Origin of the sequence: Vibrio cortegadensis (assembly GCF_024347395.1) — a bacterium.
Lineage (GTDB): Bacteria > Pseudomonadota > Gammaproteobacteria > Enterobacterales > Vibrionaceae > Vibrio > Vibrio cortegadensis.
The window spans coordinates 1469406-1485375 of the sequence record NZ_AP025472.1 but is presented as its reverse complement, the minus strand read 5'-3'; the positions used below and the strand labels follow the sequence as shown (position 1 = coordinate 1485375).

At 40.5% G+C, this 15970-nt stretch carries 16 protein-coding genes; 8 read left to right on the top strand and 8 right to left on the bottom strand.

The window, feature by feature from the left end; translation table 11 throughout:
• Positions 1 to 42: 42 nt before the first annotated feature.
• A complete protein-coding gene (locus OCV39_RS07170; RefSeq protein ID WP_261889489.1) occupies positions 43 to 804 on the bottom strand; it encodes a RecX family transcriptional regulator in 762 nt (253 codons plus the stop codon).
• Positions 805 to 1033: 229 nt separating this feature from the next.
• On the bottom strand, positions 1034 to 2818 hold the full coding sequence (locus tag OCV39_RS07165; RefSeq protein WP_261889423.1) for a sensor domain-containing protein: 1785 nt from the start codon (positions 2816 to 2818) through the stop codon (positions 1034 to 1036).
• A gap of 486 nt (positions 2819 to 3304) precedes the next feature.
• Between OCV39_RS07165 and OCV39_RS07160 the strand changes: the two genes are divergently transcribed.
• The gene (locus tag OCV39_RS07160; protein ID WP_261889422.1) at positions 3305 to 5497 is read left to right on the top strand and encodes a TonB-dependent hemoglobin/transferrin/lactoferrin family receptor; all 2193 of its coding nucleotides are present in this window, start codon (positions 3305 to 3307) and stop codon (positions 5495 to 5497) included.
• A 239-nt stretch (positions 5498 to 5736) separates the two neighbouring features.
• On the opposite strand, the gene hutZ is transcribed toward OCV39_RS07160, so the two are convergent.
• From hutZ to hutW, 3 genes are read right to left on the bottom strand one after another with little or no spacing between them, the layout of a single operon-like run.
• Positions 5737 to 6264 carry a heme utilization protein HutZ gene (gene hutZ / locus OCV39_RS07155; protein ID WP_017051621.1) on the bottom strand — a complete coding sequence of 176 codons (528 nt, stop codon included), beginning with the start codon at positions 6262 to 6264 and terminating at the stop codon, positions 5737 to 5739.
• Positions 6265 to 6290: 26 nt separating this feature from the next.
• Positions 6291 to 6782 (bottom strand): heme utilization cystosolic carrier protein HutX, encoded by a 492-nt coding sequence (hutX, locus tag OCV39_RS07150; RefSeq protein WP_261889421.1) that lies wholly within the window; start codon positions 6780 to 6782, stop codon positions 6291 to 6293.
• 21 nt (positions 6783 to 6803) lie between these two features.
• The gene (hutW, locus tag OCV39_RS07145; RefSeq protein WP_261889420.1) at positions 6804 to 8162 is read right to left on the bottom strand and encodes a heme anaerobic degradation radical SAM methyltransferase ChuW/HutW; all 1359 of its coding nucleotides are present in this window, start codon (positions 8160 to 8162) and stop codon (positions 6804 to 6806) included.
• A gap of 159 nt (positions 8163 to 8321) precedes the next feature.
• Between hutW and OCV39_RS07140 the strand changes: the two genes are divergently transcribed.
• The 7 genes from OCV39_RS07140 to OCV39_RS07110 all read left to right on the top strand — a co-directional run bounded on the left by OCV39_RS07140 (position 8322) and on the right by OCV39_RS07110 (position 13710).
• Positions 8322 to 9071: an energy transducer TonB gene (locus tag OCV39_RS07140; protein ID WP_261889419.1), complete on the top strand. Its 750-nt coding sequence runs from the start codon at positions 8322 to 8324 to the stop codon at positions 9069 to 9071.
• A gap of 13 nt (positions 9072 to 9084) precedes the next feature.
• Positions 9085 to 9765 carry a MotA/TolQ/ExbB proton channel family protein gene (locus OCV39_RS07135; protein ID WP_261889418.1) on the top strand — a complete coding sequence of 227 codons (681 nt, stop codon included), beginning with the start codon at positions 9085 to 9087 and terminating at the stop codon, positions 9763 to 9765.
• Positions 9762 to 10175 (top strand): ExbD/TolR family protein, encoded by a 414-nt coding sequence (locus OCV39_RS07130; RefSeq protein WP_017051626.1) that lies wholly within the window; start codon positions 9762 to 9764, stop codon positions 10173 to 10175. Before OCV39_RS07135 ends, OCV39_RS07130 begins: the two co-directional genes overlap by 4 nt.
• Position 10176: 1 nt before the next feature.
• The gene (locus OCV39_RS07125) at positions 10177 to 11040 is read left to right on the top strand and encodes a heme/hemin ABC transporter substrate-binding protein (RefSeq protein ID WP_113795628.1); all 864 of its coding nucleotides are present in this window, start codon (positions 10177 to 10179) and stop codon (positions 11038 to 11040) included.
• 9 nt (positions 11041 to 11049) lie between these two features.
• The gene (locus OCV39_RS07120) at positions 11050 to 12084 is read left to right on the top strand and encodes a FecCD family ABC transporter permease (RefSeq protein ID WP_136994595.1); all 1035 of its coding nucleotides are present in this window, start codon (positions 11050 to 11052) and stop codon (positions 12082 to 12084) included.
• Complete coding sequence (locus OCV39_RS07115; RefSeq protein WP_261889417.1) at positions 12084 to 12863, top strand: heme ABC transporter ATP-binding protein; 780 nt, start codon at positions 12084 to 12086, stop codon at positions 12861 to 12863. The genes OCV39_RS07120 and OCV39_RS07115 overlap by 1 nt, the downstream gene beginning before the upstream one ends.
• A 127-nt stretch (positions 12864 to 12990) precedes the next feature.
• The gene (locus tag OCV39_RS07110; protein ID WP_261889416.1) at positions 12991 to 13710 is read left to right on the top strand and encodes an HAD family hydrolase; all 720 of its coding nucleotides are present in this window, start codon (positions 12991 to 12993) and stop codon (positions 13708 to 13710) included.
• 113 nt (positions 13711 to 13823) lie between these two features.
• On the opposite strand, the gene OCV39_RS07105 is transcribed toward OCV39_RS07110, so the two are convergent.
• The 3 genes from OCV39_RS07105 to OCV39_RS07095 form a co-directional block, all read right to left on the bottom strand.
• On the bottom strand, positions 13824 to 14084 hold the full coding sequence (locus OCV39_RS07105; RefSeq protein WP_017051631.1) for a YdcH family protein: 261 nt from the start codon (positions 14082 to 14084) through the stop codon (positions 13824 to 13826).
• Between the two features lie 92 nt (positions 14085 to 14176).
• Positions 14177 to 15304, bottom strand: a complete 1128-nt coding sequence (locus OCV39_RS07100; protein ID WP_261889415.1) for an HNH endonuclease — start codon at positions 15302 to 15304, stop codon at positions 14177 to 14179.
• The gene (locus tag OCV39_RS07095) at positions 15304 to 15921 is read right to left on the bottom strand and encodes a class I SAM-dependent methyltransferase (protein WP_261889414.1); all 618 of its coding nucleotides are present in this window, start codon (positions 15919 to 15921) and stop codon (positions 15304 to 15306) included. Before OCV39_RS07095 ends, OCV39_RS07100 begins: the two co-directional genes overlap by 1 nt.
• Positions 15922 to 15970: the final 49 nt, after the last annotated feature.

Sequence of the window (15970 nt, the reverse complement as noted above, 5' to 3'; positions counted from 1 at the left end):
TAGAAGCTTGGATTTCCAAAAATCTAAACTTAATCACGAGTATTATTGGCCTATTTCACTCAATGCATAGTTAATTTCTTCAGATGAAAAACCTTTACGGGTCAACATCGCATAGGCCTTGCTTCGTTCTTTATGGTTAGCCACATCGTAGTTTTTCTTTTCTAACTGCTCTAGGCATGATGAGAAAAAATCCACCTCTTCAGTTGAGACCAATTTTTCAATCAGCGCATCGAGATCAGTAATGTCAATCTTTCTCTGACGCAGTTCTTGGCGGATGACCGTCAATCCCTTGCCTTTGCGAACGTATTTCAGCACTTCTTTTTCTAGATCAGCTTTGGCTGCCTTGATTTCTAAATTTGATTGCAGCTGTGAAGATTGGGGATGTTGAGCGATGGCCTCTTTTACTTGCGCGTAACTAAAACCTCTTTTTTGGAGCGTCGCTGTTAGCTTTTCTCTACTCATATTGAATTCAGAGTAATAGTTATTGATTCGCTCTGTCACAATGTCTTGTTCGTCTATCTGTTTATCTTCTTTGACTCTTTCAATTGCTTCAGAAATGACATCACTCTTAATGCCCTTTTTCTTAAGCTTCTCTGTAATGTAGCCAGATCCATATTCGCTGAAGAATGAGCGTTCAATAAATTGAATAGCAAAATCATTATCAGATTTTAAATATCCGAACCCACGAAGTTTTTCTAAAGTCTCATCAATCCAAGCTTGGTTGTCTGTCTTAACTCGTAATTTTGCTAACAGCTCACTCTCAGTCATATCTCTTTGAGCCAAGTGCCACATGGCGGAGTTCATGACACTTTCAACCCGCGTCGCTTTTCTTACTCTGTTTTGTTCATTGCTCATCGCTTATAAATACCGTTTCCGTGTCGCTACAGGTAAACTCTTGTTATCTCCATCATATATGAGTTCAAGCGGTCAGCAAGTACCAAAACCGTTACAGTCATCGATCTAATGGCGAATTTAGGTCTGAGGTTAACGACACGTTATTGCATCTATTGAAGGTTATCGAATTCCCTAGCTATTAATCAGGTATTTGGTGATTAATCGAAGATACCACTTGCTGTAGTTGCACAGGCAATACTGGTTGAGAAAAGTAATACCCTTGTATCATGTCACATCCAAGTAGTAATAAAGTTTTCAATTGATCTCTTGATTCCACCCCCTCTGCCAAGACTTTAATATCCAGGCTATGAGAAAGATTAATGATAGACTTTACGACAGTCCTGCTATTTCTATTTTGGTTCATCCCATCAATGAATGACTTATCTATCTTAAGAATATGTGCATCTAAAGTGGTTAAATAGGATAAAGATGAGAAGCCTGTACCAAAGTCGTCGATAGAGAACTTAAAACCTTCGTGGCTCAGCTTATTTATCACCTTTTTTACTTTGTCTGGGTGCTGCATCATTGCAGACTCTGTCACCTCAAACTCTATTTTCCTGATAGGCGCGTTCGTTTCATTTATGATATCCATAATATCTTGGTAGCACTCTTCATGCTCAACTTGATGTATAGATAAATTAATCGAAACACGCCCAGGAAAATCAAAACCTTCATTTTTCCAACGATTTAATTGAGTGCATGTTTCCCTTAGCACCCAAAAACCTATTTTCCGAATCATTCCTCGACTTTCAGCAATGGGAATAAACTCATAAGGTGAAATTGTGCCTAAGTCAGGATCATCCCAACGAAGCAAAGCCTCAGCACCCGCTACTTGCATTGTTTTTAAGTTAACTTTCGGTTGATAAACAAGAAAGAAATCTGCTTTAGTTATCTTCTTCGCTAATAAATATTCACGCTCTAATTTGTTCTTGAGCTTCTGATTAAATTGAAAAATATTTCTATTAGAATTCTTTGACTCATACATAGCAAAGTCAGCGGCGATGAGCAGTTCTTTCATCGAATTACCATCATTAGGCCAAGATGAAAAACCAATACTGGCGCTAATATTTAATTCGCTACCCGCCACTTTAAAATCAGGTACAAGTGAAGCAGTTAAGTGTCGAGCCAATGTTTTTGCACTGAATGAATCTGTGTGAATATGAAGGCAGACAAACTCATCGCCACCCACTCTGGCTAAGATATCGTTCAAATTACATTGTTGATTAAATCGTTTAGCCGCTTCAATTAATATTTGATCACCAACTTCATGCCCATAGCCATCATTTATTTCTTTAAAACGATTGAGATCAATAAACAGTATCGAAAAATCAGGCCTATCTTCTTTTGGGATCGTAAACAATCGCTCGACTGCCTTAATAAAATATCGACGGTTTGATAAGTTTGTTAATGAATCTAGATACCCTATTTTATGGCTTCGTGCCTGTTCCGATTTTAATTCAGTGATGTCTCTTTTTTCTGCAAAAAATCCCAATAGATGTTGATCTGTACTTTTAATAGGACTAATTACCGCATGTTCAAAATATTCAGTGCCACTCTTGTGAATATTAATGAACTCACCTTCCCATACCTGTCGATCAACTAATGCTTTTTTGAGGCTGTAATGAGTCTCTTCGGGGGTAAATTTTGATTTCAAAAAACGTGGGTTTTTCCCAATTATTTCACACAGTTTATAACCGCTTATGGTTTCAAATTGCTTATTTACATAAACAATTTCGACTTGATTATTGGTTATTAAAATAGCATTAGAACTGTTGTGTAATATAGAAAAAAAGAGTTCACTATCATACCTCAATACTTCAGATAAACGAGAGTTTGAGATTATCTGTTTATAACAAGTAGTCTGATTCATTTCTCTAATCGCATTCACAACTATAAATCCTATACCTTGAGCAACTAATTGCACTGATTCTAAATATGACCACATACAACCAAATGGATGTAGCTAATCAAACTAAGCTTATGAGTTTCACAGCTCTTACATTAGCAATAGTTAAATTACTCAAAATATGAATATGACATTCATTCTAAATTTTACAGAGAAATACACTGAAACGCTAAGGCCCATAATTTTACAGAAAAAACAATTCGAAACTACTTTGTATCAAAAGCAGACAATAGAACTAAACGCATCTTTGACTCAAATCATAAAATTCCAAGCTAATTTATAAATGGCAGTACGTAATACTCACTGCTAGTACCCTAATCGCAGAAAACAACCCCACCAAATGCCACTGGATGCACAGCGTTATTAATTGTGATGCAGCAAATATTCAGGGATCAATTCAATTATCACAATCTTTACAATTATTATAAATAACAATGATAGCAATTATCATTCGCATTATGTATCATCTTGCTGGATGAAAAAAGACACGATAAAGGAAAACATATGTCTGCCAAGAAAACCCTTTTAGCCGCTTCTATTTTTGCGGCTGTATCACCCAGTATTTACGCTCAAGATACATCAAACTCCCAAGCCACAATGTTTGATGAGGTTGTTGTTTCAGCGACGAGAACTGAACAAAATCTAAAAGATGTCTCCAGTTCAATTTCGACTGTATCCAGTAATGATATTGACAATACCATGTCGAACAGCATTCAGGATGCATTAAAGTACACTCCAGGCGTGACCGCGAACGGTGGTGGTCGATTTGGGCTATCTGGTTTTACTATTCGAGGGATGAGCGATAGCCGAATCAAAGTGTTGGTTGATGGTGTTCAGCAGCCTACTCCCTATAACCCAGGCGCTAACGAGCAGCGTAAATACCCTAGCAGTATCGAGATCGATACTTTGAAAGTGATTGAGGTGAATAAAGGTCCATCCTCAACTCTTTACGGTTCAGATGCGTTAGGTGGTACGGTATTGATGCAGACGAAAAACCCTGACGACATCTTAAGAACCGACAGCGACGAGAATGCGTTTGAAGCTAAGACTAGCTACAACAGTATCGATTCCAGTTCTAAAACCACTGGTACTTGGGCGATGCGTGAAGCCGATTTAGAAACACTGCTCATGCTCACATATAAAACGGGCAATGAGAGTGAAACTCACAGTAATGGTGCCGACATCGATGGCCCTACTCGCGGTGCATCAAACCCTGCCGATGCTGAAATGGGTAATTTATTAGCGAAAGCATTTTACAATCTAAATGAATCACATCGAATTGGTGCGATCGTTGAGTATTACACTTCGCAATATGATGAAGATGAATTGTCATATGAAGGCTATACCATCATGCCTGGTTTTAGCTATAAAGATAATTACAACAAAGATACAACCACAAGACTCAGAGTGGGTGTTGAACATAAGTGGACTGCGAATAATTCATATTTTGATACCCTTGAATCGAAACTGAATGTTCAGCAAACTGAGTCCTTATCTGAAAATTACGACACCTCTTACGGTAGCTCACCTTATACATCAGGCCGTCGTATGCGTGAACGTATTGCCAGTGATGATTCAATTCAATTTGATGCACAATTTGATAAATTGGCCGATGTTGGTGACAGTTTCCATCAATTAACCTACGGAATTAGCTATAAAGAAAATAAATTCTCAACGGAAAATACCGACTACAAATATGATTTAGGTACTGTCGCTCCAGGTCATACCGATATGCCCGATGCAACGATGACTCAATACGGAATATTCCTACAAGACCAAGCGTTTTTGTTAAACGAACAACTGGTATTAACAGCAGGGATTCGATATGACTCATTTAAGGCTGAGCCTAAAACGAATGATGGCTTTAGCACTGAGTACCCAGACAGTAAAAACGATGCATTCACAGCAAAATTAGGATCGGTTTACCATTTCAATAATAATTTCAGTGCATTAGCTCAAATAAGCCAAGGGTTTAAAGCTCCAACTCTGCAAGATATGTACTATTTCTATGATAGCGGTGCCGTTATCGATGCTAACCCAGATCTTAAAGCAGAAAGCAGCATCTCTTATGAAGCAGGTATCCGAGCACAATCAACTGCCGCTCAAATAGAGTTAATGGCGTTCTACAATGATTACTCAGACTTTATCAACCAAAAGTATCTTGGCAAAGTAGTTGGTGGTCCGAACGATGGTAAAGAGCATTACACAAAAGAGAATATCGGGTCAGTAGAAATTTACGGTGTTGAACTTAGCTCTACTTTCTTATTAGACGAAGCTTTTGATGCTCCAAAAGGAACCTACTCAAAACTTAGCATTGCATATGCAGAAGGACGAGACAAAGAATCAGGTGACTCAATCGACAGTGTTGCACCATTAACATCGAACCTTGGATTGGGTTATGACTCTGAAAACCACACGTTTGGTACCTTGCTAAATATCAACATGGTTGCAAGCAAAGACAAGTGGGCAAATAGCGGCTACGAAAATATTAATGTTGCAGGTTATACTCTTGTGGACTTAACAGCATATTACCGCCCAATGAATGACCTAACCGTTCGTGGTGGTTTATTCAACGCTTTCGATAAACAGTATTGGTTATATAACGATATGATTGGATCGGAGGCTGATGATAATGGCCTAGATCGCAAAGCTCAAGCTGGCCGAAACTGGGGTATAGAACTTGATTACAAATTCTAATCTTACGTAAATATTATTGTCTAACCGCTAAATGGCGACCTTTTTAGGTCGCCATTTTTGTATCTATATTGGGTTGAACAATTCTACTATTGCGTTCAACGATACGATTGTAAAACGATAAGATTACTATATATACGAGTTTTCACTTTTATATATCTGTAACCAGTTTACCCTACACCAAATAAAATAAACCCAGGTTTTACCCTGGGTTTATTTTTATATTGCTATTGTTTAATTTGTTAAGCTTTATGCTTTTTATGCCCTTGCTCTAAATGCACAAAATCAACTAAATCATCACCACTCACTTGGAATGCTTGGCCAAAACCTTTCACAAACAAGCCTTGAATAGGTTTCAAGCGGAACATTTTGAAATCCTCTAGAGAGCTTAAACCGTCAATAATATCGCCAAAGCGCGCTTTCATCTTTATCACCGCTTCCTGCCATTTCTCTTCGTCACGAGAAATCAAAATTGCCGTTGCATCAAAGGTTAATCTTTTTCTCGCAAACAGTTGCTTAGATGATTCTTCATCTTCGACAAGCATCAGGGATACATCTGGGTTTTGTTGTAAATTTCTCGCGTGCCTTGCTACTTCCGATATCAAAATATAGTAACCATCATCCAATAGTACAAACGGCGCATAACTTACATTGGGCTTGTTTTCGCAATCAACCGTTGCGAGTTGTAACGTCTTACGTGAGTCTCTGAACTCCTGAATTTCGGGTTCAAGACGATTTTGTAAACGTTCTTGTTTAACTGCTGAGTTCATTATATTTCCTTTAAGCTGACTTTTTATTATTTGTATTTTTGTTTAAGTAATGTAAATGCGCTGATCTGTTCTGGAAGAAGTTGACGTTTTTTATCGCGACCTAGATAAATTTTAAATATCGAATCACCACCCTCATTAAAGAAACCGAAGTAATGGCTCTCTGTTCCTCTAAATGGCTTACTGACTAAAGCGATATCTGACACTAGATCCAGCTTTAAATGGCCATGAAGTTCCCCGTTTCTCCCCATCAAATTGTAGTAGCCGTGTGCCACTTTTCCTTTTGGAAACGGTGCTTTTACTTCAAAAATTGAGCCGAAGGAATGAATGATCGTCGTAACATCACCAAAACCTACTAAACCTTCCAAAATGTTTTGTGCCTCGCCACCTTCAATCATTGTCACCATCTCTTCAGGCAATGACTTAACAACTTCGGCTTCTGAAATATCTAACTGCTTTGCAATATCACTTGGTAGCAAAGAAGGTTCTTGTTTCAATAACTCTAGTACGTCTTTATTCACGGTTAATACTCTTAAATCAATTTATGCGGCACGAACATTGACGTTCGCTAATGCTGAAATAACGCCTTGCGCCAGCGTTACTGCCCAAAACTCACCGGCTAAGGTCAAGCTTAAATAATCGTTACTGACTTTCACCAAACCATTTTTCTGCCAGTGTAAAAAAAGTGGCATGAGGTAACTGAACAGGTCTTGTGGTGCATGTTGAAGCAGTAATCGCCTAGACAGCACACCACGGTCAAATCCAGCTTTGATCATAGAATAGAGATCAGATGAAGCTGCTGATTGAGTCATCATTGCGATTGGCATCTCTCCCGCTTTGATCGAGTCAATATAGCCATCGAGTGTTCTGTGTTGCATTATTCCAACACCGCCAACATTGCCACCGGCACCACACCCGACAGGCAATACTTCTGCTGTTGTTTTGGCTAAACTGTTGTAAATGCTGCGCTCTCTGTTATCTCGAGCCCAGTGATTCACGCTCAAGCGATTTAGATGATGTTCATTCATAAAATCAACACCATATTTATACATGTAAGCTTTCTCTTCTGTTGATGCAGGTTCCGGAAGTTTTCCTTTTTCAATCAACCCTTTCATCGGCGTGCCGCCCATCTCGATTAACTGATAAAGATCGACCCCATGAGCCCCGGTTTCAAGAAAATCCTCCAAATCTTGTTGCCATATTTCATTGGTTTGGAAAGGTAGTCCATAGAGCAAATCGACAACAATTGGCGCTTGATCTGAATGGCTCAATTCTTGAATTCTATTTAATACGTACTCTTTATCATCCAGTCGCTTGGCTGCTCGCCTTACTTTGGAATTAAAACTCTGCACACCAAATGAGAAACGATTGAAGCCTCCTTCAAGAGATTTATCGAACATTTCATCGTCGAAGCGGTTAATTCGCCCTTCTAATGTCATTTCGCAATCCGTTGTTAAGGGGAAAAGCTGTTGAATCCTCTTCCCTAGTCTTTCAATTTGAGTCGCAGTTAAGTCCGTAGGCGTACCACCACCAATGTATACAGCATGAAATGGCGCCGCTTGAGTCCAAGGTTGTTTTGCTTTCCATTCAAGCTCAATCATTAGCGCTTCAAAGTAATCTTCAACCAGTTGCTTGCTCGAGGCGTGTTGGAAAAAATTGCAATATGTGCAACGCACACGACAAAATGGAATATGGACATATAAACATCGATTTTTACTGATGTTTACCGTTTCAGATAATGCGCTTGAAAATCGTGGTTTAAACTCATTTGGTTTAATGGGGATAGCACCACTACCTGCATGCGCTGAGGATTTTCGATCAAAGGAAAAAAGCAGTGGTTCAGGCGTACTTTTTCCTAATATACTCGTAGGTAATTGGCTTAAATCTATTTGTTTGCTCATGAGGTTCTATCTAATTGTCTCGCTCTTTACTGCTAAGAGCTTCGTCATTGTCGTTATCATAAATTATTTTTTAATGATAATGCAATTGATAATTGATCTCATTCTTATTCTGTTTATAATAATCCCAATAGCATTGATTTATTTTAAACGGAGCTCTTCGTGCTTAACTTTCGTTATCTTACAGCCGCAAGCATATCACTTGTCATTCATACCGCTGTGATTTGGGCTACTCCAGAGAAACAAGCTTTTGCCATGCCTGTTGGAAGCCAGTCTTCGCAAGTTAATATCAAGCTCGTATCCCAAAGTAGACCTGTCGCCCCTGCATCTACTCCGAGCCCACAATCCAAGACACCTGAAACAGTTAAAGCTGAATCGGTGAAAACGGAAGCAACTAAACCTAAACTGAATAAAAGCAAATCTGTTAAGACTAAGAAACCTCTACCACCCAAAAAGACCACGACAAAAAAGCCTGTCGTTGAACAGAAGGTCGTTAAAACTGAGAAGGTAGTTTCAAAAAAACAGACTGCTGAACCAAACCAAAAAACAGTCAAGACTGAGAAAAAAGTCACTGAACCGCAAACTGAAGCAAAACCAGTCGCCTCTAAATCTGGCGCAACAGAAAAGCCGCAGCTAATCACCAAACCTAGCTTTCTAAAGCGACCAAAAGCACCTCGTTACCCTCGTATTGCACAGCGTAAAGGGATTCAAGGAACGGCTTTATATGAGATTTGGCTTAACGAGCACGGAAAACAGGTCAAACAACAGTTGGTGACCTCTTCAGGGACCCCAATTCTAGATGAAGCTGCACTTAAGGCGATCCGTGGCTGGCAATTTTCTCCCCAAGTTATTGATGGACAAGCTATTGCACACAGAGTGCAGATCCCTGTTCGATTTTCTTTAAATAAGTAGTATTGGAAACAACATGTTCAACTTTTCACATTTGTATTCGCAGCTCGGCATTGTCGCCTTGCCTCTATTGTGCTGTTCAGTCATCACCCTCGCACTCTTACTTGAGCGTACGATTCAGTTGTTGATTTATTCAGGCTGCTCACACAATTCCATCCGTAAATCATTATCTCAACTCGATCCCACGAACGGATCTGGCATTGATTCACTGGTTGATTCACTTAGAAAACGTCGCGCTTTATCTGCGAAGGGAAACGCGATGCTTTTATCGCACCGTCATATCAACAAGGCTCTACGTGAAGATGTGGCTGGCTTATGGCTGCAAGAAAAACGTTATAAGTTACGTTCTGGGCTGAAGATCCTTGGCTTAATAGGCATGATCAGCCCACTATTCGGCCTTTTAGGTACCGTTCTTGGTCTCATTGATATGTTCAAAAGTGTTGCCGCAACCACAGGCTCTATCACTCCAAATATTCTCGCCGACGGATTAGGACTTGCCATGCGAACTACCGCGATTGGTCTGATCATCGCGTTACCCGCTATTTCTAGCGCCCAATTATTGGGACTGTGGGCAGATCGAATCTTAGCGCGGTTAGAACACTCGCTCAATTATACCAACTTGTGGATTGATGGCGTGTTCGTGACTCCATTAACCAATGAAACCAACCTGACGGTTCCCTCGGGGGCGAGTACATGATTAAGCGTCCTCACATCGAGGCGTCAGAATCACAGCAGCCCGATTTAACGCCCCTTTTAGACATCATTTTCATTGTAATGGTTTTTCTACTTCTAACCGCGACAGTCAAACTTCAATCTCTGGAAGTTAACCTACCGTCGGCAGATACCGAGTCCGTTTCTGAGGTTGATAGTCAGTCCATCACCATCAACATATTACAAGAAGATCCCTACTGGGGGTTGAATGGCAAATCCTTTCTGACATGGCAAAGCTTCACTTCGGAACTGCTTGAACAAGTGAAAACCAAGCCGAAGTTTCAAGTCGTCATCGCATCAGACAAAGCCGCTGAAATTCAGCATATGGTTAAATTACTCGCTTTCTTACAAGACAATAATATTAAAGCGACTCAAATTCTAATGGACGAAAAATAGAATGCTCAACAACCTCAAAACATCCCGTAACCTTGCCTCTTTAGTTTTGGCTCTCACATTCATATCTGCTCCCTCAGCCGCATTTGCGAAGGAGCGAATTATTAGTGCAGGCAGCGCTGTAACTGAACTGATTTTTGCCCTAGACGCTCAAGAGTCGCTGGTTGCCGTGGATGTCACAAGTAAAATGCCTCAAACCGAAAACATGCCGAAAATTGGCTATCATCGACAGCTGTCTCCAGAGGGACTTTTAGCATTAAAGCCGACGCGCATTATTGGCTCGGATGAAATGGGGCCTCAATCGACACTCGATTTATTGGCGCAGTCATCCATCAATGTCAATGTGGTGAACACCAAGCCTACCATTCAAGGCTTATTAGATCGCATTGATGAGATTGCAAAAATAACCAACCAGACCCAAAAAGCCGCCAGCATCAAAGCAACGGTTAATCAAAAAGTAGCGAAACTAAATAGCAATATTCCACAGGATAGCAAACAGAAAAAAGTTATCTATTTATTACTTCATGAAGGCAGAGCGCCTTATGTTGCTGGTAAAGAAACCACCATGGATGAGCTTATACGCCTAGCTGGCGGCATAAACCCGGCAAGCGATTCAATCTCATCGTTCAAGCCAGTGTCAATGGAAGCCATGCTTTTAATGCAACCAGATGTGATTTTAGTGAGCAATCGCAGCATCAAAAAACTCGAAGGTATCGACAATATTATCAAGTCAATTCCAACCTTATCATCGACTCCAGCAGGTCAGCACAAACAAGTCATCGGAATTAAAGGTTCAGCTTTGGTCGGCGGCTTAGGTCTTGCAACTCTCGACGAAGCAGAACGTCTAAACACCCTTCTATACCAATAAGCTATCACTATGTTGTTAAAGTACATCTCATATTCAAAACTGTTGTGGATAAACGGGGCTCTGCTTCTGTTTATTGCTTTAAGTTCTATAGCAACGGGCCCAATGGCAATTACATTGTTCGATAGCTTCAGTAGCCTTAATCCATGGCTATCGGGCACTCCTGCCCATGTTGATCTCATCATTCACCAAGTACGTTTGCCAAGAACCTTGCTATGCATGTTGGTCGGAGCAATATTAGCGATATCAGGGGTTGTCATGCAGGGGCTATTTCGTAACCCACTAGCGGAGCCGGGGATTATTGGCGTTTCTGCCGGGGCGGCATTAGGGGCAGCACTTGCGATCGTGCTGTTTTCATCCGTAGCTCAAGAATATCCAATGCTGATGGATTTTGCTGCCGTGCCAGTTTTTGCTTTTCTTGGTGGCGCAATAACGACATTGATAGTCTATCGTCTAGGTACCAGTAAGTTCGGAACGTCGATAACCGTAATGCTATTGGCTGGCGTGGCTATCAGTGCGCTTTCTGGTGCGGGTATCGGTTATTTAAACTTTATCGCCGACGATCAAATGCTGCGCGACCTCTCTTTGTGGTCAATGGGATCGCTTGCCGGTGCTAAATGGACTGATTTAATCTTCGCCTCTGTTGGCCTTCTGATATTGCTAACGATATTCATCAGAAATGCATCTGGCCTCAATGCTCTTCTTCTGGGGGAAGCGGAAGCCAAGCACCTGGGTGTTAATGTTCAGTCACTTAAAAAGCGGATGATCGTACTGAGCGCTGTCGGCGTTGGGATCACTGTCAGTTTATCTGGAATGATCGGATTTATCGGACTCATTATCCCCCACCTTGGCCGAATGCTTGCTGGTCCAAACCATAAAACTTTACTTCCATTATCGGCCTTACTCGGTGGGTTATTACTGACTGGTGCTGACATGTTTGCAAGAGTTGCGGTCAGCCCTGCAGAGCTTCCAGTAGGGATTGTTACCGCCATCATCGGTGCCCCTTTCTTTTTGTATTTACTGTTCACGCAAAGGGGAAAAATTTAATGAACTCCCATTCAACCGCGATTTCCGCATCTAATATTTCCTATCAAATAAACAACCAATTGATTTTGGATAATGTCGATATTGAACTTCAATGTGGGCAAGTAACGACCTTACTTGGACCCAATGGTGCAGGAAAAAGCACACTCTTAAAAATTCTGTGTGGCGAGATCGAAAGTAATAGCAATATTCACTATTTTGATCAGCATAAACAGCGTTGGAATAGCCAAAATCTTGCAAAGCAGTTAGGTGTCCTTCCGCAACATAGCACTTTATCTTTCGCTTTTAATGCGCAGGAAGTTGTCGAACTTGGCGGCTTACCTTTAGAGTTGCCGAACAAAGAACTGCAAGCCATAACTTCAAACATGATGGAAAAAACGGGCATTGGTCATTTGGCGCAGAGGCTCTACCCTTCACTTTCTGGAGGTGAAAAACAGCGAGTTCATCTTGCGAGAGTGCTAACGCAAGTCAGCCAAAGTTCACGTAAGATCATCATGCTTGATGAACCGACCTCTGCATTGGATCTTGCCCACCAACATAACACCCTTCGCTTAGCACGCCAGTTAGCAAATGAGGGGGCTGCGGTCATCATAGTGATGCATGACTTAAATTTAGCCGCGCAATATTCAGATCGAGTTATTGTGTTAAAGAGTGGCAAGCTTCAAGCTGACGGAACACCTTGGGAGGCGATCACACCCACAATGATTGAACACGTTTATGGTCACCAGACATTTGTTCAATCGCATCCTACTCTCGATTTTCCAACGGTTTATGCTATTTAGATAGGTTGCGTCATATTATGAAGTAATTCACAGCACAAGTGCTTGTTTCTAAAACTGAGTTGATCCAATCTAGATAATTACAGTGCGATTTTTCGCTTCTATAGTTTTCTAGAGTGGTATTCAGCCGATGATTAAGATGTTGATATGTGATTTTGATGGGACTCTTGACGGAGGATCATCAATGGGTGTGACTCAGCTTTCCAATTACCTAAGCGAGCAGCCTGATCTGCATTTTGTCATCGCCACAGGTAGAACGTTACCTTCTATAAAAGAGGGACTAGCAGGTGATAACTACCTCTCTCCCTATTGCATCATCAGTGATATCGGGACTCAAATTCATCACAATTTTGATGTCGATTTAGCCTGGCAGAATAAGCTCCAATCAACATGGAACAAGCCAAAAGTTGAAGCTGTCATTCAAAACTTCGATTTTTTAGGTCAATGCAGTGAGCAACATCAGAGCCCCTACAAAATCACCATAGAAGGGACGATAAACGAGCATCAATTCGCTGAACTTGAGAGCGCATTAAAAGACAACGCTATTCATGTTAGTCTTACCTACTCTCATGGATGGTTTCTGGATATAACACCAAAAGGTATTACAAAAGCCGCAGCCATTCATTACCTTTTAGAAAAGAACAATTTAACGCCTGAAGAAGTGTGTGTTGCAGGTGACTCTGCCAATGATACGTCTATGCTCACAATTGACGGCATTAATGCTATTTTAGTCGCTAACCACTACCAAGAAGTGGCTCACCTTAGCAGTAGGGAAAATGTATACACAAGCCAAGCAACTCATGCTCAAGGCGTTTTGGAAGGGTTGAGATATTGGCAAAATTTATCTTAGCATTTACGATTAATGCCCAGTAAATGACTACTGGGCATTAGTGACTACAAAAGCTATCGAATATCTTTAAAAAGGCTTAAAACTCATTGATATCGAGTTAACCAGAAACGATGTTATTCTTGCTTTGCCTCTTGATGATGTTTTGTTAGTTGCTGATACAGTAAATCTTTCAACTCCATTCTCTGAAGCTTAAGTGTATGCATATTTTCGTCATCAATTGGGCTACCGGAAACTTCAAGTTCACGGATGTTGTAGTCTAACAGGTGGTATTTTTGTAGGTCGGCTTTAAATGTAGGGTCATCATGATTGAGCTGAACAATGTCTAATTTAAGATCTGGAAAATCTAAAATAAAGGCATGATTTTCATTGAGCATCGGCATTCCCTCTTCTGATTAATTATTCACAATTATAGAGGTTAATGACCGAGATTTATGTGCCAGTCAGCACAAAGTATTGAATCAACTAATTAAAGCCCTTTAAATAGCTCCCCTCGATGATATCTAAGGTATGGCTTGTGATCTGGCATGATATTGAACGACATATCCTCTTTTAAACCAATCACATCTGGCGATTCCAAGTAACTAGAGATGAGAACCTTTCCGTGATCATCAAAGGAGATGAAACCAAGATCAAAGGCTTTATCTAGGTTGGCTAGAAGCAATAAACCGTTGAACCTGTCTAAGCGTTCCTCGTTGTTAGAGTCTCGCCAAGGTTTAATGTGTGATGCCAATAACAACTGAGTATTACGATAGCCTGTAACGGCACAACCACCCCACATTTGAATCAGTTTGGATCTGAAATGTCCTTGCCCGACCCTTGTATTAACCAAGATGGTCTTTTCGGTTTCAGACAGAGTCTTATCAGTCATAACCTGCTTGATATCTGCATTAACGTCAACTTGGGATAAATCAGCTAAAAACTTGTGATAGTGGGATAAAGCGGCGCTATACATCCCCTTCCCTCTAGAATCACGAATTTGAAACTGTTCCAGTTTTCTTGCCTTCTCTTCATAACTGACAAATTTACGATATGAATTGACATCAGTGAGTGGCACTTCTAATTCACCCTCCTCCATCAACCAATTAGATATCGAACCTCTTATCGCTCCAAGATAATTACTCGCTGTTTTTTCAGACTTTCCAATATCAATCAACCACTGATGATATAGCGTCGCTAAATCCGATAGATTCGAGACAAGTCCCTCTTTTAGCTCATTAGAAACAATATAACTTTTCATATAGCTAAACAGTTCATCGTCAATATACGCATAAGAGACTGCTTTTGCTGAATAGCGACTGGTTGAGGCTTGATCGTAACCGTCATGGTAAGAAAGATACCAAAAGCCTTCACTTCTTAAATGAAAGAAAGGATTTTCGGGTGTGTTTTTATCTTTACTCTGGGCTAGATTATCAAAATGATGAGTGAACTGATCTTTAAGAATTTGATTCAAACAGATCTTGTTGGTTGCTATGTGCCCTGCTTGAATCAAGTCCATAACAGCAAGCAGCATACACACTTTATGAGGACTTTTTTTGCCGCCAGCACTGTTCATTTTCAGGTTTTGAAAGCACTCTAAATAGTATTCTAATGCCATCAACTGCCCTTATCATTATTAGCGCTTGCGTGTTCTAACACCACGGTTTGCCAAGAAACATTCCTTCTATTCAAAGAATCTGCGCCTTTAGCTACATGACATACAGCCAGTCTTGAAACTATACTTAATTTCTCTAGCTGTTCGACAGAAACGTTGTAAGCATTGCGTCCATCATCAAAACCACCATGGCGCAATGTGATAATCAGTTTTCCATTATCAGAAAGAAGTTCAGACAGTACGACAAGCGACTCTTCACGTTCCATTGAATTTAAGTGCATCCATACTGCTGAAACCAAAATCAAATTATATTGCTGACATACGTTTCTTGTGTTGGCTAAAGCAGGTAATGAATCATCTAACCACTGAATTTGAGAAGAGGAGTTTGAGGTTCCTAATTGACGAAATTCACTTGCTGGTTCAACGGCTATAACCGAGCAACCTTGCTTTGCAAACCATCTAGCATCACGCCCTGAGCCTGCACCGATATCAAGAACCTTTGCATCTCTACAAGGCCAATACATAGACCACGAACCGTGAACATTTTCAAATGCTAAAGAGTCATATTTTGTGGCTAGCTGAACAGCGTTTTTGTTGTAAAAAGAAGTATTTATCGACATAAACCAACCCATATATCAATTAGACTTGATAATATATCGGTTGGTTGCA

Excerpts from the sequence above, each read along its gene's own strand:
- OCV39_RS07170 (WP_261889489.1), bottom strand. The coding sequence starts at position 804 with ATGAACTCCGCCATGTGGCACTTGGCTCAAAGAGATATGACTGAGAGT.
- OCV39_RS07160 (WP_261889422.1), top strand. The coding sequence starts at position 3,305 with ATGTCTGCCAAGAAAACCCTTTTAGCCGCTTCTATTTTTGCGGCTGTA.
- hutZ (WP_017051621.1), bottom strand. The coding sequence starts at position 6,264 with ATGAACTCAGCAGTTAAACAAGAACGTTTACAAAATCGTCTTGAACCC.
- hutW (WP_261889420.1), bottom strand. The coding sequence starts at position 8,162 with ATGAGCAAACAAATAGATTTAAGCCAATTACCTACGAGTATATTAGGA.
- OCV39_RS07135 (WP_261889418.1), top strand. The coding sequence starts at position 9,085 with ATGTTCAACTTTTCACATTTGTATTCGCAGCTCGGCATTGTCGCCTTG.
- OCV39_RS07130 (WP_017051626.1), top strand. The coding sequence starts at position 9,762 with ATGATTAAGCGTCCTCACATCGAGGCGTCAGAATCACAGCAGCCCGAT.
- OCV39_RS07125 (WP_113795628.1), top strand. The coding sequence starts at position 10,177 with ATGCTCAACAACCTCAAAACATCCCGTAACCTTGCCTCTTTAGTTTTG.
- OCV39_RS07120 (WP_136994595.1), top strand. The coding sequence starts at position 11,050 with ATGTTGTTAAAGTACATCTCATATTCAAAACTGTTGTGGATAAACGGG.
- OCV39_RS07115 (WP_261889417.1), top strand. The coding sequence starts at position 12,084 with ATGAACTCCCATTCAACCGCGATTTCCGCATCTAATATTTCCTATCAA.
- OCV39_RS07110 (WP_261889416.1), top strand. The coding sequence starts at position 12,991 with ATGATTAAGATGTTGATATGTGATTTTGATGGGACTCTTGACGGAGGA.
- OCV39_RS07105 (WP_017051631.1), bottom strand. The coding sequence starts at position 14,084 with ATGCTCAATGAAAATCATGCCTTTATTTTAGATTTTCCAGATCTTAAA.
- OCV39_RS07100 (WP_261889415.1), bottom strand. The coding sequence starts at position 15,304 with ATGGCATTAGAATACTATTTAGAGTGCTTTCAAAACCTGAAAATGAAC.
- OCV39_RS07095 (WP_261889414.1), bottom strand. The coding sequence starts at position 15,921 with ATGTCGATAAATACTTCTTTTTACAACAAAAACGCTGTTCAGCTAGCC.